The organism is Kribbella sp. NPDC054772 (assembly GCF_053611945.1).
This window is the reverse complement of record NZ_JBSHBJ010000004.1, coordinates 363555-387725: the sequence shown is the minus strand read 5'-3', so window position 1 is coordinate 387725 and position 24171 is coordinate 363555. Positions and strand designations below refer to the sequence as shown.

Genomic DNA, 24171 nt, shown 5'->3' with positions numbered 1-24171 from the left:
TCGAAGAATGTCCGTCGATCTCGTCCTGCCGTGCCTGAACGAGGCGGCCGCCCTGCCCTGGATCCTCGAACGTCTCCCGCCCGGCGTCCGGGCCGTCGTCGTCGACAACGGCTCGACCGACGGTTCCCCCGAGATCGCGGCAGCTCTTGGCGCCACCGTCGTACGGTGCCCGGTCAAGGGGTACGGCGCCGCGTGTCACGCCGGTCTGGAGGCTGCCGAGGCCGACGTGGTCGCGGTGATGGACGCCGACGCGTCCCTCGATCCGCGACAGCTCGTCCGGGTCATTGCTCCGGTCGTCGCCGGGCACTGGGATCTCGTCCTCGGTCGGCGCCGCCCGGTCTCGCGGCAGGTGTGGCCGTGGCATCTCCGGCTCGCGAACGCGGAACTGTCGCGCCGGATCAGGCGGCGTACCGGTGTTGCGCTGCACGATCTCGGTCCGATGCGCGCGGCCCGCCGTACGGCGCTCCTCGCTCTCGGTCTCGCCGACCGCCGGTCCGGGTACCCGTTGGAGACCGTGGTCCGCGCCGCCGACGCCGGCTGGCGGATCGCCGAGGTCGACGTCGACTACCTGCCGCGCTCGGGTCGCTCGAAGGTCACCGGTACGCCGCTCGGCGCGGCGCGAGCGGTGCTCGACATGTCGAAGGTGCTGGTCCGATGACGCGCGGCACGCTGATCGTCATCGCGAAGGAGCCCGTGCCGGGGCGGGTGAAGACCCGGCTGCAGACCGAGTTCACCGCGCACGAGGCGGCCGCGCTGGCCCGGGCGTCGCTCGTCGACACGCTGAGCGCGGTCCGGTCGGCGCCCGCGTCGCGGCGGGTCCTCGCGCTCGAGGGTGATCCGGGCCCCTGGCTGCCGGCCGGATTCGAGGTCATCTGCCAGCGCGGCGCGGGACTCGACGAACGGCTCGCCGCCGCGTTCGAGGACGCGTACGCCGGCTCGCCGATGCTGCTCGTGGGGATGGACACACCGCAGCTCCGGCCCGAACTGCTCGACTTCCACTGGTTCGGGTACGACGCTGTGCTCGGGCTGACCGAGGACGGCGGGTACTGGTGTCTCGGGCTCCGTGTCCCGGATCGTCGCGCGCTGGTCGGCGTACCGATGTCGACCGATCACACCGGGCTCGATCAGCTGCGGCGACTCGAGTCACTCGGACTGCGGGTGCTGATGCTGCCGACGCTGCGGGACATGGACACGCCACGCGACGCGGCGCACCTCGCGGCCGAGTTCCCGGCGTTGCGCGTCTCGCGGCTGTACCGACGGCTGCAGCACGCGGCGCATCCGGGACTGCTGTTCGAGCAGGCGCTCGGCGGTACGGCGCATGTTGTTGCTACCGGCATCGATGGGCGGACGCTGCCGTCGCTGTCGGAGCTGGACCGCTGGCAGGCGCCCGCCGACGAGGTCGATCGGTTGGCGTTGAGCCGCTGCGAAGGTCCCGTGCTCGACATTGGGTGCGGGCCGGGGCGGATTGTGACCGCGCTGGCGGAGCGTGGGATTCCGGCCCTCGGGGTCGACGTGTCGCCGCGGGCAATCTCGTTGACGACCTCCCGCGGCGCGGCCGCGCTGCATCGGCCGGTGCAGGACCGGCTGCCGGGCGAGGGGCGTTGGGGCAGCGTGCTGCTGATGGACGGGAACATCGGGATCGGCGGTGCTCCCGTCGATTTGCTCCGCCGGTGCGCCGAGCTGGTCCGCCCCGACGGAATCGTCCTCGTCGAGGTGGATCCCAACGACGAACTCGACGACACCGCACCGATCGTGCTGCGCAGCTCCACCGGCCGCCACTCGCTACCGTTGCCCTGGGCAAGAGTAGGCGCCCGCGCCCTGATCGCCCACGCCCGGACCGCACGCCTGCACCCCACCGAGGACTGGCGAGCCGGCCACCGAGCCTTCCTCACCCTCCGCCGAACCGCGTGATGCGCATACTCGCCGGCATCGTCGCGGTAGCAGCCTCTGCCGCAGCCATCGGCGCCGCGTACCTCGACTGGTGGCCGAATGTGGTGCTCGTAACCGGGAGCCTGCTGGTACTCGCGGTGGTGTGGCGGTTCGGGCGTGGATTGAGTCTCGCCGCGGTGGTGATCGTTGCCGGGCTGTGTCAGGTGCCGGGGTTGCTGCATGCGCCGATCACGAGCACGGATGCCTATCGGTACGTGTGGGACGGCCGCGTGCAGTTGTCCGGACACTCGCCGTACGCGCATGTGCCCTTGGACGACTCGCTGGCGCGGCTGCGGGATCCGAAGCTCTTCCCCGGCCTGTCACCGACTGATCGCTCGGGGATCACCGGGATCCCCGCGGATGCGGCCGAGCAACCCGTCGACGACGCGCGGACGCGGATCAACCGACCGTCAGTACCGACCATCTACCCACCGGTCGCCGAGGCGTACTTCGCCGTGGCCGCGCTCGTCACTCCGTGGTCCGCGGGCACGCTGGGACTCCAGATCGCGGCGGCGTTGCTCGCGATCGCACTCACCTGGCTACTCGCCGTACAGAACCCACGCTGGGCCGCCTTGTGGGGTTGGTCACCGATCGTCGCTCTGGAGGCAGGCAACGCTGCCCATATCGACGTCCTCGCCGCCCTGCTGATCACGGCGGCCGTCGTCACCACCGCACGCCGCCCGAAACTCGCCGCCGTCCTACTCGGGGCGGCCAGCAGCGTCAAACTCCTCCCCCTGTTGCTGCTCCCCGCGTTCCGCACCCGACGGCCGATGCTTGCCGTCGGCACCTTCATTGCGTCGTACCTCCCGCACGTCCTTGCCGTCGGCATCTTGGTACTCGGGTTCCTGCCCGGCTACCTGGACCAGGAAGGGTTCGAGGACGGCAGCTCGCGATCGGCGATTCTCGCGCTCCTGCTGCCTCCTGGGCCCCGCCAACTCGTCGCCGCGGTCCTCGCCCTGGCCCTTGCCGCACTCGCCTTCCACCGCACCCGGCGGGACCCGATCGCCCTCACCTGCTGCTGGCTGTACGGCGCGGCGCTGCTGATCGCCACACCGACGTACCCGTGGTACGGCCTCCCGCTGATCGCCCTCGCGGCACTCGCCCGCCGCCCCGAGTGGATCGCCGTACCGCTCGCCTCGTACGTCGCCTACGCGAGCTTCGGGCACGACACGCGGCAGGGCTTGAGCTACCTCGGCGCGGCTGTCATCGTTGTCATCGCCGTCACGATCCGTCATCGAATGGTTGCGGAATCAGGTTTGACCGCACCGCCCCTGCGCGCCAACACTGTCGGGCGTGACGAAACGCATCGCCCTCGCGACGTCGGCCGAACTCGCTGAGTTGCACCCGCACGAACGCCCCCTCCTGGACGCCCTCCGCGCCGCGGGCCTCGACCCGGTGGTCGAGGTCTGGACCGACCCGTCGGTCGCCTGGTCCGCCTACGACGCGGTCCTGCTGCGCACGGTGTGGGACTACTTCCTGCGCTACGACGAGTTCACCGAGTGGCTGGCGCTGCTCGACAAGTCCGGTGTACCGGTGCTGAACGACGCGGGCCAGGTCCGCTGGAACAGCGACAAGCAGTACCTGCTGGAGCTGCGCGAGCAGGGCGTGTCGATCGTTCCGTCCCAGGTCGCGGCGGGCGCCTGCCTGCGCGAGGTCGTGGCCGGGCTGTCCGGCCAGGAGATCGTCGTGAAGCCGACCGTGAGCGGCAACGCGCTGCACACCGTCCGCGGCGTCGCGGGATCGCCCGAGCTGGAGCAGGCGCTCACCGAGCTGCCCGAGATCGTCTACCTCGTGCAGCCGTTCCTGCCGGAGATCCAGTCGGCCGGCGAGTGGTCGCTGCTGTTCTTCGACGGAGAGTTCAGCCACGCGGTGGTCAAGACGCCCGCGGCCGACGACTACCGGGTCCAGGAGTTCTACGGCGGTCAGGTGACCTTGACGGACCCGCCGCCGGCCGTCCTGGACAGCGCCCGCGCGGCGCTCGCGGCCGCCGGCCCGACGCCCACCTACGCCCGGGTCGACGGCGTCGTCGTCAACGACCGCTTCCTGCTGATGGAGATCGAGCTCATCGAGCCGTACCTGTTCCTGCCGCAGTTCCCGGCCGCGGCCGACAAGCTGGCCGCAGCGGTCGCGAGTCGGGTCGCCTCCTAGCTCGCCGCCGACTCCGGATGGCCGCGGCGACGCCCGTACAGCAGGGTCTCGCCCGCGGCCGTCCCGGTGAACTTCGTCCGGCGCGCCCAGTCCCGGCACTCGGCCAGCACCGGGCACGACGTCAGGCACAGCTCGCGCGCCTTGCGCTGCTCCCACCGCGACGCGTCCTCGTCGTACGCCGGCGCCTGGCCGATACACGCCGCCCGGCTCATCCACCGGTCGGCGGGATCCACGATCACGGTCAGCGTCGGCCTCATGACACCGACGGTAGATCCCCGTGGACCGGCCCCGGTCTTTGTCTCGCAATCTGATCGACTTACAGGCCTTTTAAGGTCTGGTGTATGCCGACACTCGACGACATCCGCCACGCCGCCCGGGACCTCGAGGGACGGATCCACCGCACCCCGATGCTGACCTCGTCGGCACTGAACGAGCACTTCGGCGCCGACCTGGTCCTGAAGGCCGAGCTGTTCCAGAAGACCGGCAGTTTCAAGGTCCGCGGCCTGCTCACCAAGCTGCTCCGGCTGTCCGCCGCGGAGCGGGAGCGCGGCGTGATCACCGCCACCGTCGTCAGTGGCGGCAACCTCGACGTGTCGAAGCTGCTGCTCTAAGCCGGCGCGAGCCGCCGCGACTGCGCGGCGGAGCGGACCCCGTCCGACGGGTCGTCCACCAGGTCGCCCCGGCGGACCGGATCTTTCTCCGGAAGCAGGATGTCGCGAGCCACGACCAGCATCAGCCACAGCGTGCCGGCCATCCGGAGGATCACCGACAGCCAGTAGATCCGGTCCGGCACCTGCGGATCGCCCGGCGCCAGGAACTGCGCGAGATGCATCCAGACCAGCATCCAGTAGAAGCATTCGCAGGCCTGCCAGATCAGCCAGTCCCGCAGCCGCGGCCGGGCCAGCGCGACCAGCGGCAGCAGCCACAGCACGTACTGCGGTGAGTAGACCTTGTTGACCAGCAGGAACGCGGCGACCACCAGGAACGCCAGCTGCGCGAATCTCGGTGGCCGGGGCGCCATCAGCCCGAGGATCGCGATCGACAGGCACAAGCCGGCGAAGATCACGATGTTCAGCTGGTTGACGTCCGCGACCTCGTGCTGGGCCAGCTTCAAGACGTACCAGATCGAGCCGTAGTCGCTCTCCCGCTGGTCGTTGAACTGCCAGAACGACAGCCACTCGTTCTTCGCGAGCAGGTAGATCGGCGCGTTCACCAGGCCCCACGCGACCACGGACGCGATCGCCGCCTGGAACCACGGCCAGAGTTTCCGGCCGCGCAGACAGACGATCAGCAACGGCCCGAGCAGCAGGAACGGATAGAACTTCGCCGCCGTACCGAGGCCGAGCAGGATGCCGAACCACACAGGTCTCCCGCGCGACCATGCATACATCGCCCCGGCGGTCAGCGCGACGGCGAACAGGTCCCAGTTGATCGTGGAGGTCAGTGCGAGCGCGGGTGCGGCAGCGACGTACAGGGCGTCCAGTGGCTGCCCGCGCGCCGCGCCCGGGCGCTTTGCGACCCCGCGGGCGGTCGCGGCGGTGAGGCCGACGATCAGCAGCGCGCAGAGGAAGAGCATCACGGTGTTGACCACGAAGAACACGCCGGCCGTGTCGCGCTTCTGCTCGACGGTAAGGTCCTTCTTCGGGTCACCGGTGATCAGCCAGGTGATCTGCGCGGCGACCTCCATGAAGCCACCGGTGAGCACCGGGTACTCGAGCACCGGATAGTTGCCGGTGTCCAGGAACGGCCGGTTACCCTCCGCGAAACCGCGCTCCTGGTACAGGAACCCGATGTCGGAGTAGCACAGCGCCTTGAACGGCCGCCAGCTCTGCCGGTCCCAGCCGGCCTCCATACACGGCGCCTTCTGCAGGACGCCGAGCCCGAAGGTGATCGTGCACACCGCGAGCACGATCCGCAGCGGCGTCCACCACGACGAGCTGATCCGGGCGAACCGCCCGGTCGGCCCACCGAGCCCGACGGTCAGGCCGGCCACCGCCGGTTCGAGGTCCGACGGTGCCTGCGCGAGCTCACGTTGTGGTGCAGTCACGGTCGGCATCATCTCCTATTGCCCGTATGGCGACCAGGTGAGGTTACCCATCCGACACCAGGTAGGTCAGGAAGCACCACCCGCGCGCCGCGTCAGTTCGGGGGTTCGAGATGCGCGAGCCACTTGGTGAGGAGGGTTTCGAGGTGCGTGGTCTCGTCCGGTGTGAGGGCTTCGAGGAGCCGTCGCTCGTTCGCCATGTGGGCCGTGAACGCCTTGTCGATCAACCGTCGCCCGGCCGGAGTCAGCCGGACCACGCGACCGCGACCGTCCGCGTCGCTGCGCCGGCGCTGCACCAGCCCCGCCTCCTCGAGCCGATCGACCCGCTTGGTGACCGCCCCGGTCGTCACCATCGTGTGCAGCGCCAACTCCCCCGGCGCCCGCTCGTACGGCGCTCCGGCGCGGCGCAACGCCGCGAGCACGTCGAACTCCCCCTCGGTCAGCCCGTACTTGCCGTACAGCAGCGTCAACTCGCCGGTGAGCTGATTCGCGATCCGGTGCAACCGGCCGATCACACCCTGCGGACCGGTGTCGACGTCCGGTCGCTCGACCCGCCACTCCGCCTGGATCCGCGCCACATGATCGGTCACCCGTGCACTATATCTTCCCGGGAAGATACAATGTTTGCCATGGAAGATACTTTCCGCTGGTCCCTCGTCACCGCGATCGGCCCGATCGCCTGGGGTACGAACTACTTCGTCACCCACGAGTACCTACCGCCCGGACACCCCTTGTACGGCGCGGTTCTGCGCGCCCTGCCCGCCGGTCTCCTGCTCCTCGCGCTCGCCCGCCGGCTCCCCCGCGGCGCCTGGTGGTGGCGCTCTCTGGTCCTCGGGGTCTGCAACATGGGCGCCTTCTTCGCGCTCATCTACCTCGCGTCCCAACTGCTGCCGGTCAGCCTCGCGTCGACGATCATGTCCGCCGCACCGTTCGCCATGGCCCTGTTCGCCTGGGGCCTGCTCGCCGAACGACCGACCCCCCTCGTCCTGACCGGAGCGACCGCCGGAATCGCCGGCGTCGTACTCCTACTCGGCGCCGGCGCGACCACCGTCGACTTCCGCGGCGTGGCAGCCTCGGCCGCCGCACTGACGATGTCGTCCTGCGGCTATGTCCTGGCGAAGAAGTGGGGCCGCACCGACGACGGACCCCTCGCCACGACGTCGTGGCAGCTGATCGCCGGCGGCCTCGTCCTGATCCCGTTCGCGATCGCCGTCGAAGGCTCCCCGCCGCACCTCGACCTCCCCGCCATCGCCGGTTTCACGTACGTCGGACTTGTCGCGACCGCAGTGGCCTTCACCGCCTGGTTCGCGGGCCTGCGCAGACTCCCGGCCGCCACCGTGGGTCTCATCGGGCTCCTGAATCCGGTCACCGGCGTCCTGCTCGGCGTGCTGTGGTCCGGCGACGTTCTGACCGCGCGCCAGGTCCTCGGACTTGGTCTGGTCCTCCTCGGGATCGCCATCAGCCAGCTACGGCCCGGCGGCGTGTCGAAGCGCTTCGAAGGGAGTAGAACTAGCTGGGGTAGAACAGGTGCACACACACGAGAGGGGCACCATGGTCACGATCGCCGACGTGGCCCGGCATGCCGGGGTGGCGACCAGCACGGTGTCCTACGTGCTCAGCGGGAAGCGGACGATCTCCCCTGACACCCGCGACCGGGTCCAGCGCAGCGTCCGTGCCCTCGGGTACCGGCCGAACGCGAGCGCCCGCGCACTGGCCAGTCAGCGGTCCAACGTGCTGGCGCTGGTGATCCCGCTGCGGACCGGCATGCATGTCCCGGTGATGATGCAGTTCGCCACCGCTGTGGTGACCACGGCCCGCCGGTTCGACCACGACGTACTGCTGCTGACGGCGGACGAGGGGCCGGACGGGCTCGAGCGGGTCGCGCAGAGTTCGCTGGTCGACGCGCTCGTGGTGATGGACGTCGAACTGCACGACGAGCGGGTGCCGGTGCTGCGCGGGCTGCCGATGCCATCGGTGCTGATCGGGTATCCGGAGCAGGCCGACGGACTGACGTGTGTCGACCTGGACTTCGTTGCCGCGGGCGCGCAATGCGTCGATCACCTGGCCGACCTCGGCCACCGATCGCTCGCGCTCCTCGGTACGCCGTCGGCGGTGTACGAGCGGCAGACCGGGTTCGCGCAGCGCACGCTCACCGGCTTCACCGAGGCCGCGGCGCGACGCGGGGTGCTCGGGGTCGAGACGCCGTGTGAGCACACGTTCGACGCGATCCTGCACACCGTCGAGCAACTGCTGGACGACCATCCGGGGATCACCGGACTCGTCGTCCAGAACGAGCCGATCATCGGCCCGCTCCTCGACGTACTGCGCCGCCTCGGCCGCCGGGTGCCCGAGGACATGTCGCTGGTGGCGATCTGCGCGGACGACGTCGCGGAACGACAGGTCCCGCAGCTGTCGTCCGTCACGATCCCCGCGGACCGGATCGGCGTCCAGGCGGTCGAGTCGCTGATCACCAAGCTCGAGGGCGGCACCGTCCCCGAGCTCACCTTGCTGCCGCCGGCGCTCACCGCCCGCGGCAGCTCAGCCCCTCACTCCGACCGCACCACCGCATAACCTCCGGCCGGCACCACGACCTCGCCGTCGAGGCTCTCGCCGGTGACCAACTCGGTCCCTTCCGCTGCGACGGTTACCTCTTCACCACCGTGGTTGATCAGGAACGTCCACGTCGTGTCCCCGGTCCGCCGACGCACTGTCTCGACAGGCGCTCCACCGTCGACCAAACGGTGGACGAGATCCGCCGCGGTCTCGTCGTCCAGCTCCGTCGACACGTACCACGCCGTACCGGCGCCGACCCGGTGGCGCGTGATGGCGGGTTTCCCGTCGAGCACTCCCCCGGCGTACCGATCGACCACCTCAGCCGCGACGGCCCGCACGTCCTCGCTCCACAGTCGCCCGCGCCCGCCTGAGGCCAATTCCACTGTGTCCTCGACCGGGTGGAACTCCTCCACCCGCACGCCGAGCAGTTCCGCGAACGCCCCCGGATAACCACCGAGCCGCACCCGCAGATCCGGATCCACGATCCCGCTGAAGTACCCGACCACGAGCTGGCCACCGCCCTCGACGTACGCCGTGAGGTTCGCCGCGGCCTCGTCGGAGACCAGGTAGAGCGACGGCACCACCACCAGCCGGTACGACGACAAGTCGGCCTCCGGTGACGCGAAGTCGACCGTCACGCCGGCCCGCCAGAAGTGCCGATGCGCGGACCGTACCGCCGCGAGGTAGTCCAGCGACGACGACGGCAGATGCGTGCCCTGCATCGCCCACCAGCACTCGACGTCCCACAGCACCGCGACCTCGGCCTGAACGTTGCTCTCAGCAACCTCAGCCAAGCGCGGCAGCACCGCGCCGAGCTCCGCGATCTCGGAGAACATCCGGCTGTCCGGCCCGGCGTGCGGAACCATCGCCGAGTGGTACATCTCGGACCCACCCCGCGACGCCCGCCACTGGAAGAACAAAGCACCTCGCGAACCATGGGCGATGTGCGACATGCTGTGCCGCGCCATCCGCCCCGGCTCCTTCGCGTGCAGCCGGTGGCCGGCGTTAAGCGTCCCCGCCGCCTGCTCCATCAGCAACCACGGCTTCCCACCGGCCCAGGACCGCGCCAGGTCCGCCCCGAACGCGGTCTGTTCTTCCGCGCCGACTCCGACCTGGTCCGGGTAGTGGTCGATGGCAACGACATCGACCGCGTCCGCCCACCGCGCATGGTTCACCGGCACCCAGCCGCCGAACACGAAATTCGTCGTGACCGGCAACTCCGACCGCGCCCGGATCTCGCTCTTCTGCTCGAGATAGGCGGCCAGCAACTCGTCCGACCAGAACCGCCGATAGTCCAGGTACTGCGTCGGATTCACCAGGTACTGCGTTTTCCGCGGCGGCTCGATCTCCGCCCACTCGCCGTACCCCTGGCTCCAGAAGGCCGTCGTCCACGCCTCGTTCAACCGCGCGAGCGACCCGTACCGTTCCCGCAGCCACGCGCGGAAACGCTCCGCCGCGAGCGGGCAGTAACACGTCGTCCCGTACTCGTTGTGCACGTGCCACAGCGCGAGCGCCGGGTGATCGGCGTACCGCTCGGCCAGCGCCCGCGCGATGCCACGCGCCGCCTCGCGGTACGCCGGCGCGCACGCGCAGTACGTGTCCCGGCTGCCATGCGTCAGCCGTACGCCGTCGGCGGTCACCGGCAGCGCCTCGGGGTGCAAGCGGCTGAACCAGGGCGGCGGCGACGCGGTCGGGGTGGCGAGGTCGACGCTCACCCCGCCCGCGTGCAGCAGGTCCAGCACCTGATCCAGCCAGCCGAACTCGTACCGGCCCGGTGCTGGTTCCAGACTGGACCAGGAGAAGACGCCGACCGTCACCAGGTTCACGCCGGCCCGGCGCATCAGGTCGACGTCCTCCTTCCAGACCGCCGGGTCCCACTGCTCGGGGTTGTAGTCACCGCCGTACCAAAGACTCATGGGGTCAGCCTTTCACCGCGCCGATGATGACGCCCTTCTGGAAGTGCCGCTGGATGAACGGGTACACCAGCAGGACCGGCACGATCGCGATCACCACGATCGCCATCTTGATCGCCAGACCCGGCGCCGGCTGCAGCCCCAGGCCGACACCGGTCGCCACTCCGCCGGCTCCGGTCGGCAGCGGCTGCTGCTGCACGATGTACGTCCGCAGCACCATCTGCAGCGGCCACTTGGTGTTGTCGTTGATGTAGAGGAGCGCGTTGAAGAACGCGTTCCAGTAACCGACCGCGTAGAACAGCCCGACGACCGCGACCACCGCCTTCGACAGCGGCAGAACGATCCGGCGCAGGATGGCGAGCTCGCCCGCTCCGTCGATCCGGGCGCTGTCGATCAGCTCCCCCGGGATGCCCATGAAGAACGACCGCATCACGATCAGGTTGAACGCCGAGATCGCGGCCGGCAGGATCAGCGACGCGTAGTGGTCGATCAGCCCCAGCGAGTTCACCACGAGATAGCTCGGGATGATGCCCGGCCCGAACAGGAACGTCAGCAGCACCACGAACAACAGCGGACGGTGGAACAACGACCCCGGCCGCGACAACCCGTACGCCGCCAGCACGGTGATCCCGAGACTGAACGCCGTACCGATCGCGGTGATCACCACGCTGATCAGCAGCGCCCGGGTCACCACACCACCCGACAGCAGCTGCACGTACGCCGCCACGGTCAGCTCCCGCGGTACGACGACCAACCCGCCGGCCCGCGTCACGGCCTCTGTCGTCGAAAGGCTGGTGACAACCACGACGTACAACGGGAACGCGACCGCCAAGGCGATCAGCGTCAGCACGACGGGCTTCCCGATCCGGTCGACGACCGTCGGTTCTTCCTCCCAGACAGCTCGTGCGGTCATGAGCGCGAATACACCCCCTGCTCGCCCACCATGTGAGCGAATCGGTTGGCCACGAGGACGAGGACAAGGCCGACGACACCTTTGAACAGGCCGGCGGCGGCGCCGTAGCCGAAGTCGCCGACGAGCAGGCCCTGGTAGTAGACGTAGGTATCGAGAACCTCCGCGGCGCCACCGCCGACGGCGCTGCGTTGCAGGATGAACTGCTCGAAACCGACCGTCAGCGCGTCGCCGAGACGCAGGATCAGCAGCAGCACGATCACCGGACGCAGGCCGGGCAGCGCGATGTGCCAGAGCCGGCGCCAGCGGTTCGCGCCGTCGGCCGCTGCGGCCTCGTAGAGCGCGGGGTTGATGGTCGACAGCGCCGCGAGGAACACGATCATCCCCCAGCCGGCGTCCTTCCAGACCGCCTGCGCGGTGACCAGCAGGATGAACGTGTCCGGCTTGGTCATCAGGTCGATCGCCTGGTGCCCGTGGTCGCGCAGCGTCTGCGAGAGCAGGCCGGCGCCACCGATCATCTGCTGGAACAGCGAGACGACCAGGACCCAGGAGAAGAAGTGCGGCAGGTACACGACACCTTGGACGATGTTGCGGACCTTGGCCGAGAGCACGCTGTTCAGCAGCAGGGCCAGGGCGATCGGGACCGGGAAGAAGAACGCCAGCTGGACGGCGGTGATCGACAGGGTGTTCGCGACCGCGCGCCAGAACGCGGGCTCGGCGAACATCCGGGTGAAGTTTCCGAACCCGATGAAGTCGCTGCCGCGAATCCCGGCGTACGGCGAATAGTCCTGGAAGGCGATCACGTTGCCGAGCGTCGGAAAGTAGTGGAACACCCCGAGCAAGACCACTACCGGCAAGACCATCAGGAGCAACGGCCAGTCCCGCCGCAACCGATGCCGAAACGCCATGCTCCCAACCCTGGTGGTCCGCGCCCGCGCCCCGCGGACCCGGACCCTACCGACCGTTGTCACTGAGGACCTTGGCGTAGAAGTCGCGGCCTTCGTTGCCGCCGTTGTCCTGCCACTGCTTGACGGCGGTCTTCAGCGCGCTCACCGGACGCCGCCCGCGGAAGATGTCCTGCAGCGCGTCGTCGAACGGCTGGCTCAACGCGGCCATCTTGGCCGGCTGCTCGACCCGGATCCCGTCGAACAGGTTCTTCTCCCGGACCTTCGCCGCCGCGTTCTGCCAGGCACTCATCGCCGGCACGTACCCCGGGTACTCGCTCTCGGTGATCGCCGTCGGCCGGCCACCGAGGAAGACGTACGTCTGCGAGACCTCCTTCTGCCCCAACGCCGTCAGCTTCGGAGCCCCCGACGGCTGCTTGGTGTAGTGCTTGCCCTCGACCCCGTACGTGTAGAGCTGGTACTCCTCGGTCCCGAACGGTGCGGAGGTGTAGTTCAGCACCCCGAGCAGTTCCTTCACCCGGTCCTCACCGACACCCTTCTTGACGAACGTGAAGATCCCGGCCGGCTCACCGCTCCACACGATCGGCGTACCGCCGTCGTGCGCGAACGGCATCACCGGCTGCGGGTTGAACTTCGGGTTGATCGGCAACTGCCGCTGCAGCGCCTCGTGCCAGCCACCCAGCCCGTTCTGCCGGATCAACAGCTTGCCGCCCTCGAACAAGGCGTTCTCGTCCGCGCCCGCGTTCGCGACGACCTCCGGGTGCACGTAGCCCGACTGGAACAGCTTGCGAACGAACCCGACCGCCTCCTCGAACTCCGGAGTCTCGATCTTGTTCACCAACTTGCCGCTGGAATCCTTCCGCCAGCTCCCCGGCGCCCCGAACGCCCGGATCATCTCGTCCGCCACGCTGCCGTACGCCCAGCGGCCCGCCTTCGCGTCCGTCAGTTGCTTGCCTAGCGCCAGCAGATCGTCGGCGTTCTTCGGCGGCTGCGCGCCGAGCTGGTCGAAGAGGTCCTTGCGGTAGAACAGCGCCCACGGGAACCCCTCGGACGGGAACGGCACGGCCTTCAGCTGCGAGTTCCAGACGCCGTACGCCCAGGCCCGGGTCGGCAGGTTGGCCAGCATCGGGTACGCCGACACCTTGTCGCCGGCCAGATGCGGCGTGAGGTCCTCGAACAGCTTGTCCGCAGCCTGCCCGAACCGGGTCAGGCCGGAGATGTTCCAGCCCGGGATGCACAGCAACTCCGGAACGTTGCCGGCCGCAAGGATCGGGCCGAGCTTGTCGCCGTAGTCGTTGCCGTTCAGGATGTTGAAGCGCAGCGGCGCGCCGAGCCGCTCGTTGTTCGCGTCGAAGTAGGAGTTGTTGCCCAGGCCGGGTGGCAGCGGGCTCCACAGCGGCGTCATCGCGGTGACTTCCTTGCCGCTCGGCACCATCTTGTCCGGTACGGCGCGGCGCAGTTCGCTCGGGTAGTGTGAGAAGCCCGGCGAGGCGCCGTTCTCCCCCGGCAGGTCCGGCTTCACCGACTCGTACGCGATGTACTTCGGCAGCAGCCCGGACAGCTTGTCCTCGGTCTCTGCCCGGCCGGTGGTACTCGATCCCGAGCCGCCGCTGGAGCAGCCGGTGAGCGTGGCCCCGCCGGCGGCAGCCGCCGCGCCGACGCCGAGCAGGGAGATGAAGGTCCGGCGGCTGGTGCCGCCGATCGCTGGTCCGGTCACGTCGCATCCCCTAGACTTAGTTGGGCTAGTAGCCAAACAAATTAACGCAGAGCCGACAGCGCGACAAGGTGTAGAACTGACCCAGCACTTCTTTCGACGGGACGGACCTTGAGCACACAGACCGCGGACCACTCCGACATCCGCGCCACCAATCTGGCCGCGGTGCTGGGCTACCTGCGCCGCGAGGCGCCCTGCTCGCGGGCGGCGATCGCGTCCGGGACCGGACTGAACAAGGCGACCGTGACGAGCATCGTCGGGGAGTTGCTCGACCGCCGGCTGGTCCGCGAGACGCAGCAGACGCAGAACCACGTCGGCCGCCCCGCGACGTTGCTGGTGCTCGACGGGTCGGCGTACGCGACGATCGGGCTCGAGGTGAGCGCGCGTGGGCTGACCGCGCTGAGCTGCGACGCGGCCGGCGAGCAGGTACTGCGCTGGCACCGCGCGGGCCCCGGCGTGGACGCGGGACCGGCGAAGACGACCGCCGCTCTGGCCGCATTGGCCCGGCGCGCGATCACGACGGTGCAGTCGTCCGGCAGGCGGGTGCTCGGCATCACGGTCGGCGTACCCGGGCTGGTGAACCGCGAAGGCACCGTCGTACTCGCGGCCGGGCTGGGCTGGCGCGACGTACCGCTGAAGACAGAGCTCGCGGCGGCGCTCGAACGGCCGGACATCCCGGTGCGGGTCGACAACGACGCGTCGCTCGGGGTGCTGGCCGAGCATCTCTACGGCCCGCTCGCCGGGACCGCGAACCTGATCCACCTCACCGGCGACACGGGCGTCGGCGCCGGCATCATCGCCGACGGCCGCCCACTCGCAGGCCATCTCGGGTACGTCGGGGAGATCGGGCACCTCCGCCTGATCCCGGACGGACCGGTGTGCGGCTGCGGACGCCGCGGCTGTCTCGAGGCGCTGGCGAGCCTGCCGGCGATCCTCGCGCGGGTCGACGGGACGAGCGACGACGATCCCCAGCACCAGCTCGACGCCCTGATCCGGCGCGCCGCCGCCGAGGAGACCGCGGTCACCGAGGTACTCACCGAAGCCGGTACCCACCTCGGCCACGGCATCGCCGCGCTGGTCAACATCCTCAACCCCGAGGTCGTCGTCCTCGGCGGCGCGTACGGCCTGCTCGCCGAGCACCTCACCCCGGCGATCGACAAGGCGCTCCGCGAAGCCACCACGGCGCCCGACGCCGGCGGCTGCACCATCGTCGCGTCCAACCACCCGCACACCGCCACTCCCCTGGGCGCCACCGCCCAGGCCCTGACCCCGCTGACCCAAGGTCGCCTCCCGACCCCCTGACGCCTTGTGCGGTCGGGGAAAGCGCGTGCCGCGCTGGTCGGTGAGGGGTTGACCGCGGGCGTGCGGGATGCCACTCTCTGTTCCACGCCCGATCTGTCGAAGCGCTTCGATGACGCCGTGATGACCTTGTCGAAGCGCTTCGACACAGAGTTCATGGAGTCGATCGCCGATGAGTACTCCAGCCGCGCCGTACCCGTTCCGCGACCCGTCCCGACCGCTCACTGAACGCGTCGACGACCTGCTCGCCCGGCTCACCCCGGATGAGCGGATCGCGATGCTGCACCAGCACCAGCCAGCCGTCGCGCGGCTCGGGCTGGAACCGTTCCGGACCGGGACCGAGGCGCTGCACGGTGTCGCCTGGCACGGTCCCGCGACCGTGTTCCCGCAGGCGATCGGCCTGGCGACCAGCTGGAGCCCGGACCTGGTGGGCGCGGTCGGCGCGGCGGTCGGTGACGAGGTGCGCGTGTTCCACCGCAAGGACCCGGTCGGCGTCGGCCTGAACGTCTGGGCCCCGGTGGTCAACCCGCTGCGCGACCCGCGCTGGGGCCGCAACGAGGAGGGCTACGCCGAGGATCCCTGGCTGACCGGGGTGATCGCCACGGCGTACGCGGGCGGGCTGGCCGGCGACGACCCGACGTACCTGAAGACGGCTCCGACGCTCAAGCACTTCCTTGCCTACAACAACGAAACCGACCGCTGTACAACCTCGAGCAACCTCCCGCCGCGCGTGCTGCACGACTACGAACTGCCGGCGTTCCGCGCCCCGATCGAGGCCGGCGTCGCGGTCGCGGTGATGCCGTCGTACAACCTGGTGAACGGCCGGCCCGCCCACCTCAGCCCGCTGATCAACGACGTACTCCGGACCTGGACGACCGACGACGTGCTGGTGGTCAGCGATGCGTACGCACCCGGAAACCTCTTCGGCCTGCAGCAGTACCTCCCCGACGGCCCCACCGCGTACGCCGCCGCGCTGCTCGCCGGCGTGGACAGCTTCACGCAGGACGACACCAACGCGGGCCCGACCATCGAGCGCCTCACCGCGGCCCTTGACCGTGAGCTGATCACGTCCGCGGACATCGACAGAGCGGTACGCCGAGCGCTCGCGATCCGGTTCCGCCTGGGCGAGTTCGACCCGCTGGAGCTCGACCCGTACCGCGCGCTCGAGCCCGAGTTGGTGAACTGCCCGTCGCACCGCCGCCTCGCGCAGGACGCGGCGCGGCAGGCGATCGTGCTGCTGAAACACGAAAGCCACGTCCTGCCACTCACCACGTCGACCCGCATCGCGGTCGTCGGCCCACTCGCGGGCACGTTGTCGGAGGACTGGTACGCCGGCACGCTGCCGTACCAGGTCACGGCACTCGACGGCATTGCCGAACGCGTGGAGCAGGTCGAGTACTGCGAGGGCGTCGACCGCATCACGCTGCGGGTCGCGGACTCCACGGCGTACCTCGCCGTCGACGCGGACGCCGTACTGCGGACGAACGCCGAGCCTGGTGAGTTCGATCTGTTCGACTGGGGTGGGGATGCGTTCGCGTTGCGGTCGGTGCGGAACGGGCAACACCTGACCGTCACGGACGACGGCGAACTGATCGCGGACCAGCCCGGGCCGAACGGGTGGGAAGTCAAGCAGACGTTCGGCCTGCTGCGATCGGCCGACGGGCTGCTCATCCAGCATCTGCACAGCGGGCGCTACCTCCAGGTCCGGCCCGACGGTACGGTCGGCCTCGCCGCTGAGGCGACCGCGTTCGAACTCGACGTGACGGTCGACGGCGCGGCCGCGGCAGCCGAACTCGCTGCTCGCGCCGACGTCGCGATTGTTGTTGCGGGCAACCACCCGCTGGTGAACGGACGCGAGACCGAGGACCGCGCGAGCCTCGATCTCCCGGCCGCTCAGGACCGTCTGATCCGCCAGGTGCACGCAGCGAACCCGCGGACCGTGCTGGTGTTGAGCAGCAGCTACCCGTTCGCGATCGGCTGGGCGCAGCAGCACCTGCCCGCGATCCTCTGGTCCGCGCACGGTGGACAGGAGTACGGTCGAGCGCTGGCCGACGTACTGTTCGGCGACCACGACCCGTCGGGACGCCTGACCCAGACCTGGTACCACTCGGCCGCGGACCTCCCCGGCCTGCTGGACTACGACATCATCGCGACCGACGCGACGTACCTCTACTACCGCGGCACTCCCCTCTACCCCTTCGGCCACGGCCTCAGCTACACCACCTTCGCGTACGGCGACCTCCGTCTGAGCGAGCCCACGGACGGGAAGGTCACCGCGACCTTCACCGTCACGAACACCGGCGACCGGCCGGGGACCGAACTGGCCCAGCTCTACACCCGCCAGCAACGCTCACGGGTCAAGCAACCGCTCCGCCAGCTCCGCGCCTTCCACCGAGTCGCCCTGCAGCCCGGCGAAACCACCGAGATCGAACTGACCATCGCGATCAGCGACCTGGGCTTCTGGGACGTCACCCGCGACCGCCACTGCGTCGAAACCGCTCGGCACAGCATCATGATCGGCCGCTCGAGCACCGACCTTCGTCTCACCACCACCCTCGACGTCCGCGGCGAACGCATCCCACCCTGCACCCTCAACCTGGCCGCCACCGCCTTCGACGAATACTGCGCGATCACCCTGACCGCCGCACCGAACGAGCACGGCGACGCCGTCACCTCACTGGAACCCCAAGCCTGGCTGTCCTTCGACGACCTGCTCCTCGAGTCCACGCCCTACCAGGCCCGAGCAGCCAACCGCAGCAACCAACCAGCCACGATCGAACTCCGCCTGAACGACCCCTTCCACGGCCAACTCCTCGACACCCTCCAGATCCCACCCACCAACGACCTCATCTGGGTCACCGGAGATCTGCATTTCGACAGTACGTATACGTCCACTGGGCACAGCCGCGAGCCCGCGCACGCCTGCGACTCGGCTCAGGTGCCGGGCAGTGGACATATACGTACTGTCGAAATGCCGCAGACCCTCTACCTGGTCTTCTCTGCTGCCGATGTCGTGTTGGAGGGGCTACGCGTGAGCGGCCCGCCAGTTCAGGTAGGTGACGAGGGCGGCGTCGGCTCGTAGGCGGGCGAGACTGCGCTCGTGCAGTTGGGCGTCGCGGCGGTTGAGCTCGGCGCCGACCCGTTCGGGGCGTCCGTCCGGCGAGGAGTGCATCTCGTCGAGGGCGGCGCGGATGATCGCCATCGGGAAGTTCCCCTCCCGCAGCAGCCGGACGAGGTGCGCGTCGCGTGCGGCGCCGACGTCGTACCTGCGGTAGCCGGTGGTGCGCTCACGGACCGGATGGACGAGTCCTGAGCGTTCCCAGAAACGCAGCGCTGAGGTTCGAACGCCCAGCAGATCGGCCAGCTGACCGATCCGCAGCGGGGCGCCCTGGCGAGTGATCTGCGCGAGTGCGGCGGCCATTCGCGGGTCGGCGTCGAGTGGGTGCGTGACCACGACTTCGAAGGCCCGCAACGCCTGCTGGATACGTTCACGTTCCCGATGCAGCGCCGCGTGCGCCTCGTCGACACGCGCCACCGCTGTCCGCAGGTCGTCGCGGTGCACGGCAGCCAGGATCGTTGCCGCGGCATCCCATCCGTACGCGTGGACCAGCACCCGCGCGGCCGTCAGCGCCTGGCGGTGCGATTCGTCGAACTCCCGATAGCCGGCCGCCGAACGGCTCGCCAGCGGCAGTAGTCCGGCCTGCTCGTAGTTCCGCACCTGCTGGACCGAGATCCCGGCCTCCTCGGCCAGCGTCACGCCGCGCACAGTCCTTGACGCACCGGTTGAGGGTTTTCCCACGGGACTCCTAAGTCGTTGTGCGGCAAACAGTCCACCGGCACTTCAACGATAAACTTTAAGCATGGATGCCGTCGAGGTGGCCGACTTGTCGATGACCTACCGCGTACCGGTCCGCGACGGCGGGCTCGTCGCGGCGGCCCGCGCCCTGGTCCGGCGGCAGCACCGCGACGTCCGTGCGGTCCGTGACCTCAGCTTCCGGATCCCGGCCGGGCAGGTGGTCGGATTTCTCGGCCGGAACGGGGCCGGCAAGACGACCACGCTGAAGATCCTGGCCGGCATCCTGCACCCGACCGGCGGCACAGTCCGCGTCCTCGGCGAAACCCCGTGGCGGCGACGCAACCACTACCTTCGCGAGATCGCCTTGATCCGCGGCAGTCAGCCGATCGGCGACGCACCGGAGCTCACCGTGCTGGACTCGTTCCACTACCAGCAGGTGCTCTACGAGATCGTCGACCCGGAGTTCAAGCGCAATCTGGCCGAGCTCAGCGAGCTTCTCGAACTCGGCCACATCCTCCAGCGACAGGTGCGCGCACTGAGCCTCGGCGAGCGGATGCGAGCCGGCCTGGCGCTCGCGCTGGTCTATCGCCCGAAGGTCCTGTTCCTCGACGAGCCCACCATCGGGCTCGACGTCTCCGCCACGCGGATCATCCGCACCTTCATCGCCGAGTACGCCGCCCGCACCGGCGCCACCGTGCTCCTGACGAGCCACACCATGGCCGACGTCGAATCGCTGTGTCCGCGCTTGATTCTCGTGGACGACGGCGCGATCGCGTTCGACGGTCGCCGCGACGAGCTCGGCGCGCTGTTCGCACCGGCCAAGCTGATCCGGGTGACCCTGACCGACGACGATCCGGACCTGACGTCGTACGGCGACGTACTGCACCGTGATGGGAACCAGTGGCTGCTGCGGGTCGGCCGCGACGCGGTGCCGGCGACCACTGCGCGACTGCTCGCGCGGTTCGCGGTCGCGGACCTGTCCGTCGAGGAGCCATCGCTCGAGAGCGTGATGGACCAGGCCTATCAGAGCCTGCGACGGACGCGGGACCTCGCGTCGTGAGCCGCATCCTCCGACTGGTTCGGCTGGAGATCTGGCGACAGATCCTTGGCTGGTCCGGAGCCTGGTGGTTCCTCGTCACGCTGATCCTCGGGCAGGCGGTCGCGCCACTGCTCGGGCTCTTCCTCTGGCGGCACGTCCCCGGTGCGGGCGCGCAGGTCAGTAGCTACTACCTGGCCGTCATCTGTGTGGCGCTGCTGACAGCCTCGTTTGAGAACCACACGTTCGCGCAGGCGATCTACAACGGTTCGGTCGCCACCGCCCTGCTCCGGCCGCAGCCCGCTGTGATCGGACCGCTCGGCGAGAACCTGGCGATCCGCTTCTGGATGTTCCTGCTCGGCATCCCGCTGCTCGTCGTGGTCGGGTTCGCGACGGGCGCGAGCTTCGGGCCGCTGGCGGTGCTGACCGCCGTACCAGCGCTCGTCCTTGCCGCAGTTCTGCACTTCCTGTTCGTGTGGACGCTCGCGATGGCGGCCTTCTGGACAGAGCGAGTGCACGCGGTCGTTGCCTTCGGCACCGTATTGATCTTCCTGCTCGGCGGCTCCGCGGCACCGAACGCACTGCTTCCCGATCCGCTGCGGACCATCGCCCAGGTCCTGCCGTTCCGCTCGATGCTCGGCTTTCCCGCCGAGCTGGCCGCCGGCAACCTGACGTCCACTGCCGCAGCTGCCGGATATGCAGTCTCGGTGGTGTGGACGGTGGTCCTGGGCAGCTGTGCCGTCGGTGCCTGGCGGCTCGGCGTCCGCCGCTACACCACAGTGGGGGCCTGATGCGTTCCGCGCGCTTGTTCGGTACGGCGTTCTCGTTGTCGCTGCGACGTGCCTTCGCCTACCGGACCAACTTGTTCTTCGATGTCCTGTTGGCTGTCCTGCAGTTGACCGCATCGATCTCCGCGATCGGGATCGTCTTCAGCCGCACCGGACTGCTCGCCGGATGGACCGCCGGACAGATGCTCGCCCTCACCGGCACGTATGCGCTGATCACCGGCCTCCGCGCGACGTTCCTGGACCCGAGCCTCGCGGGCTTCGACCAGCAGATCCGTGACGGTCAACTCGACGCGTACCTGCTCCGGCCGGCGAGCAGCGTCGTACTCGCGACCTGCACCCGGCATGCGCCGCTCGCGCTGGTGCAAAGCGTGCTCGGCCTGGGCGTGATCGTCCTCGGACTGCACAGGCTCGGCACTGTCCCATCGCCCGGCGCCGTCGCCGCATGGGCCTTACTCACACTCATCGGGTTGCTCATCGGCTGGGCCACCTCGGTCGGGCTGGCGGCACTCGCGTTCTGGGCGCCGCGGCTCAGCCTCGGCGTGTTGCACGGCGCCGCCTGGGAGACCGGCCGCTATCCCGTCGACATCTACGGGCGCTGGCTCCGGCGTCTCCTCACGTTCGGCTTCCCCGTCGCCGCCCTCACCACGTGGCCGGCGCTGACTCTCACCCGAGGCCCTGATCCCGGCATCCTGATCGCGGCGGTCCTGCTCGGCTCCGGCTTCACCGCGGCAACGCTGCTCCTCTGGCGCCTGGGTGTACGGCGCTACACCGGCGCGACCTCGTAGTCTCAGCAGCGCTTGACCGTGTAGCTCGGGCAGGAGCCATCGGTGACGCGGGAGGTCACCTCGTCGGCGTGGAGTGCGAGTTCGATAACGGCGGCCACTCCCCCGTCGGCGTCGGGCAGAGCGACCGTGGTGGTCTGGCCTTCTGATGGGTTGAACCAGCGCAGCTCGACGTCGGCGGCCCAGTCGTACTCCGGTCGGTCGTCTACGGCGCCGACCGGGATGACTGCGCCCTCACGGACCAGGAGCGGGACGCTGTCGAAGGCGTGGGTCTGCGTCACCCAGCGAGAACCTTCGAGAACCTCGCCAGTGAGCAGCGACGTCCACCGGCCGGCTGGCAAGTAGAACGAGACCTCGCCGTCGAAGCTCATCACGGGCGCGACCAACAGGTCCGGCCCGAGCATGTACTGACGATCCAGATAGGCGACCGCGGGATCGTCCGGGAACTCCAGCACCATCGGCCGCATCATCGGTACGCCGTCCCGATGCGCCTCGCCCGCCGCCGCCACGAGGTACGGCATCAACGACAGCTTCAGCTTGGTGAACTTTCGCAGTACGTCGACCGCTTCCTCGTCGAAAGCCCACGGCACCCGGTACGACGACGAGCCGTGCAAGCGCGAGTGCGACGAAAGCAGTCCGAACGCCACCCAACGCTTGAAGATCGCCGGATCAGGTGTGCCCTCGAAGCCGCCGATGTCGTGGCTCCAGTACCCGAACCCGGACGCGGCCAGCGACAACCCGCCGCGCAGCGACTCCGCCATCGCCTCGAACGTCGACTCGCAGTCGCCACCCCAATGCACCGGGAACTGCTGACCACCCGCGGTCGCGGAGCGCGCGAAGAGCACCGCGTCGCCCTCGCCGCGGTTCTCCTCCAGCAGACCGAACACGGCCGCGTTGTACAGCTGCGCGTAGTAGTTGTGCATCCGGTCCGGGTCCGAGCCGTCGTACCAGGCGACGTCGGTCGGGATGCGTTCGCCGAAGTCGGTCTTGAAGCAGTCGACACCGATGTCGATCAGCGCCTGCAGCTTCGACCGGAACCACGCCGTCGCGTCCGGGTTGGTGAAGTCGACGATCGCCATCCCGGCCTGCCACATGTCCCACTGCCAGACCGAACCGTCGGGACGCTTGAGCAGATAGCCGAGGCGGCGGCCTTCCTCGAACAGCACCGAGCGCTGCGCGATGTACGGGTTGATCCACAGGCTGACCCGCAGACCGCGATCCTTCAGGCGACGGACCATCCCGGCCGGATCCGGGAACGCGACCGGGTCCCACAGGAAGTCGCACCAGTGGAACTGCCGCATCCAGAAGCAGTCGAAGTGGAAGACGCTCAGCGGCAGGTCACGCTCAGCCATCCCGTCGACGAACGAACTGGTCGTCTCCTCGGTGTAGTCCGTGGTGAACGACGTCGACAACCACAGGCCCATCGACCACGCCGGGACGCGCGCCGGCCGCCCGGTCAGCGCGGTGTAGCGCCGCAGGACGTCCTTCGGGGTCGGGCCGGCGAACACGTAGTACCCGAGCTCCTGGCCCTCGACGCTGAACTGATTGCGCGACGTGACCTCGGAGCCGACCTCGAACGAGACCCGCGCGGGGCTGTCGACGAGAACGCCGTACCCCTTGCTGCTGAGGTAGAACGGGATGTTCTTGTACGCCTGCTCGCTGGACGTACCGCCGTCGGCGTTCCAGCTGTCGACGACCTGACCGTTCTTCACGAAGGCACCGAAGCGTTCGCCCAGGCCGTAGATCGTCTCGCCGACCCCGAGGGCGAGCTGCTCGTGCAGGTAATGCTTGCCGTCGGCATCGGTGATCAGACCGACGCTGCGCTCGGCCGAGTTCGTCAACGGCCGGCCGTCCTGCTCGAAACGGACGTCCCACGGGCCGTCGAGCCTGATCACCACGCTCAGCTCGCCCGACGTCAGCCGCGCCTCGGCGGCCCCGACGTCCACCTTGACCGGATGCTCGTCCTCGGTGTTCAGCCGGTACGCCGGTCGCGCGGGCAGGCCACCGAGATGATGACCGATCCGGACCCCGATCACGCCGGGCGCGGGCGCCGAGAACGTCACCGTGAACATCGGCTGGTTGAGGGTGTCGCCACGACGCGCGATGCGCTGGGCCGGCGCGAACACGGTCAGCTCCCGCGGCCCGGCGACCACGCTCTCGACCTCGGCCGGCCGCAACCGGGTGAGCCCCGCCCGGAGTTGCCAGTACCCGTCGGTGAACTTCATCGTGGCCACTCTCCCGTGGTTGTCGGTCGGCTTCGCGATCGCTAGGTGGGGGAACTTGACGAGGTTATGGTGGCGGGCTCGCAGCTGACTGTGAGGGGTCTGAGGTGTGTGGTGGGGCAGGCGAGTGGT

21 protein-coding genes are annotated in these 24171 nt (G+C 69.3%); 12 read left to right on the top strand and 9 right to left on the bottom strand.

The features are described 5' to 3' along the window. Positions 1-7: 7 nt before the first annotated feature. Genes ACWGID_RS09925 through ACWGID_RS09910 form a run of 4 tightly spaced genes read left to right on the top strand, consistent with a single transcriptional unit; the run spans position 8 to position 4077 of the window. Complete coding sequence (locus ACWGID_RS09925; RefSeq protein ID WP_452196032.1) at positions 8-658, top strand: glycosyltransferase family 2 protein; 651 nt, start codon at positions 8-10, stop codon at positions 656-658. Then, entirely contained in the window at positions 655-1911 is a 1257-nt protein-coding gene (locus tag ACWGID_RS09920; protein WP_452196031.1) for a DUF2064 domain-containing protein, read from the top strand. Before ACWGID_RS09925 ends, ACWGID_RS09920 begins: the two co-directional genes overlap by 4 nt. After that, positions 1911-3266, top strand: a complete 1356-nt coding sequence (locus ACWGID_RS09915; RefSeq protein WP_452196030.1) for a glycosyltransferase 87 family protein — start codon at positions 1911-1913, stop codon at positions 3264-3266. Before ACWGID_RS09920 ends, ACWGID_RS09915 begins: the two co-directional genes overlap by 1 nt. Continuing rightward, entirely contained in the window at positions 3223-4077 is an 855-nt protein-coding gene (locus ACWGID_RS09910; protein WP_452196029.1) for an ATP-grasp domain-containing protein, read from the top strand. Before ACWGID_RS09915 ends, ACWGID_RS09910 begins: the two co-directional genes overlap by 44 nt. Here ACWGID_RS09910 and ACWGID_RS09905 read toward each other — a convergent pair. Continuing rightward, positions 4074-4334 (bottom strand): WhiB family transcriptional regulator, encoded by a 261-nt coding sequence (locus ACWGID_RS09905; RefSeq protein ID WP_452196028.1) that lies wholly within the window; start codon positions 4332-4334, stop codon positions 4074-4076. The two genes, ACWGID_RS09910 and ACWGID_RS09905, sit on opposite strands and share 4 nt — an antisense overlap. Positions 4335-4418: 84 nt before the next feature. On the opposite strand from ACWGID_RS09905, the gene ACWGID_RS09900 reads away from it, so the two are divergent. Continuing rightward, positions 4419-4688 carry a pyridoxal-phosphate dependent enzyme gene (locus ACWGID_RS09900; protein ID WP_452196027.1) on the top strand — a complete coding sequence of 90 codons (270 nt, stop codon included), beginning with the start codon at positions 4419-4421 and terminating at the stop codon, positions 4686-4688. Here ACWGID_RS09900 and ACWGID_RS09895 read toward each other — a convergent pair. Both ACWGID_RS09895 and ACWGID_RS09890 read right to left on the bottom strand, forming a co-directional pair. After that, positions 4685-6133 carry a glycosyltransferase family 87 protein gene (locus ACWGID_RS09895; protein ID WP_452196026.1) on the bottom strand — a complete coding sequence of 483 codons (1449 nt, stop codon included), beginning with the start codon at positions 6131-6133 and terminating at the stop codon, positions 4685-4687. The two genes, ACWGID_RS09900 and ACWGID_RS09895, sit on opposite strands and share 4 nt — an antisense overlap. 83 nt (positions 6134-6216) lie before the next feature. After that, positions 6217-6711, bottom strand: a complete 495-nt coding sequence (locus ACWGID_RS09890; RefSeq protein WP_452196025.1) for a MarR family winged helix-turn-helix transcriptional regulator — start codon at positions 6709-6711, stop codon at positions 6217-6219. A 39-nt stretch (positions 6712-6750) separates the two neighbouring features. Between ACWGID_RS09890 and ACWGID_RS09885 the strand changes: the two genes are divergently transcribed. Together ACWGID_RS09885 and ACWGID_RS09880 are read left to right on the top strand one after the other, a co-directional pair. Next, entirely contained in the window at positions 6751-7764 is a 1014-nt protein-coding gene (locus ACWGID_RS09885; RefSeq protein ID WP_452196024.1) for a DMT family transporter, read from the top strand. Then, complete coding sequence (locus ACWGID_RS09880) at positions 7673-8692, top strand: LacI family DNA-binding transcriptional regulator (RefSeq protein ID WP_452196023.1); 1020 nt, start codon at positions 7673-7675, stop codon at positions 8690-8692. Before ACWGID_RS09885 ends, ACWGID_RS09880 begins: the two co-directional genes overlap by 92 nt. Here the strand turns inward: ACWGID_RS09880 and ACWGID_RS09875 are convergent. From ACWGID_RS09875 to ACWGID_RS09860, 4 genes are read right to left on the bottom strand one after another with little or no spacing between them, the layout of a single operon-like run. Then, positions 8668-10590: a beta-galactosidase gene (locus ACWGID_RS09875; RefSeq protein ID WP_452196022.1), complete on the bottom strand. Its 1923-nt coding sequence runs from the start codon at positions 10588-10590 to the stop codon at positions 8668-8670. The two genes, ACWGID_RS09880 and ACWGID_RS09875, sit on opposite strands and share 25 nt — an antisense overlap. A 4-nt stretch (positions 10591-10594) precedes the next feature. Continuing rightward, positions 10595-11500 (bottom strand): carbohydrate ABC transporter permease, encoded by a 906-nt coding sequence (locus tag ACWGID_RS09870; RefSeq protein ID WP_452196021.1) that lies wholly within the window; start codon positions 11498-11500, stop codon positions 10595-10597. Then, positions 11497-12405 (bottom strand): ABC transporter permease, encoded by a 909-nt coding sequence (locus tag ACWGID_RS09865; RefSeq protein ID WP_452196020.1) that lies wholly within the window; start codon positions 12403-12405, stop codon positions 11497-11499. The genes ACWGID_RS09870 and ACWGID_RS09865 overlap by 4 nt, the downstream gene beginning before the upstream one ends. A gap of 46 nt (positions 12406-12451) precedes the next feature. After that, the gene (locus ACWGID_RS09860) at positions 12452-14119 is read right to left on the bottom strand and encodes an extracellular solute-binding protein (protein ID WP_452196019.1); all 1668 of its coding nucleotides are present in this window, start codon (positions 14117-14119) and stop codon (positions 12452-12454) included. 108 nt (positions 14120-14227) lie between these two features. Here ACWGID_RS09860 and ACWGID_RS09855 point away from each other — a divergent pair, with 108 nt between their 5' ends. After that, entirely contained in the window at positions 14228-15418 is a 1191-nt protein-coding gene (locus ACWGID_RS09855) for an ROK family protein (RefSeq protein ID WP_452196018.1), read from the top strand. A gap of 169 nt (positions 15419-15587) precedes the next feature. Then, positions 15588-18497 (top strand): glycoside hydrolase family 3 C-terminal domain-containing protein, encoded by a 2910-nt coding sequence (locus tag ACWGID_RS09850; protein WP_452196017.1) that lies wholly within the window; start codon positions 15588-15590, stop codon positions 18495-18497. Here ACWGID_RS09850 and ACWGID_RS09845 read toward each other — a convergent pair. Further along, the gene (locus tag ACWGID_RS09845) at positions 18441-19172 is read right to left on the bottom strand and encodes a MerR family DNA-binding transcriptional regulator (RefSeq protein ID WP_452196016.1); all 732 of its coding nucleotides are present in this window, start codon (positions 19170-19172) and stop codon (positions 18441-18443) included. The two genes, ACWGID_RS09850 and ACWGID_RS09845, sit on opposite strands and share 57 nt — an antisense overlap. A gap of 103 nt (positions 19173-19275) precedes the next feature. Between ACWGID_RS09845 and ACWGID_RS09840 the strand changes: the two genes are divergently transcribed. From ACWGID_RS09840 to ACWGID_RS09830, 3 genes are read left to right on the top strand one after another with little or no spacing between them, the layout of a single operon-like run. Continuing rightward, positions 19276-20271, top strand: a complete 996-nt coding sequence (locus tag ACWGID_RS09840) for an ABC transporter ATP-binding protein (RefSeq protein ID WP_452196015.1) — start codon at positions 19276-19278, stop codon at positions 20269-20271. After that, positions 20268-21038 (top strand): ABC-2 family transporter protein, encoded by a 771-nt coding sequence (locus ACWGID_RS09835; protein ID WP_452196014.1) that lies wholly within the window; start codon positions 20268-20270, stop codon positions 21036-21038. Before ACWGID_RS09840 ends, ACWGID_RS09835 begins: the two co-directional genes overlap by 4 nt. Then, positions 21038-21820, top strand: a complete 783-nt coding sequence (locus ACWGID_RS09830; protein ID WP_452196013.1) for an ABC transporter permease — start codon at positions 21038-21040, stop codon at positions 21818-21820. Before ACWGID_RS09835 ends, ACWGID_RS09830 begins: the two co-directional genes overlap by 1 nt. A 2-nt stretch (positions 21821-21822) precedes the next feature. Here the strand turns inward: ACWGID_RS09830 and yicI are convergent, their stop codons facing one another. Further along, on the bottom strand, positions 21823-24042 hold the full coding sequence (gene yicI, locus ACWGID_RS09825; protein ID WP_452196012.1) for an alpha-xylosidase: 2220 nt from the start codon (positions 24040-24042) through the stop codon (positions 21823-21825). Positions 24043-24171 lie beyond the last annotated feature (129 nt).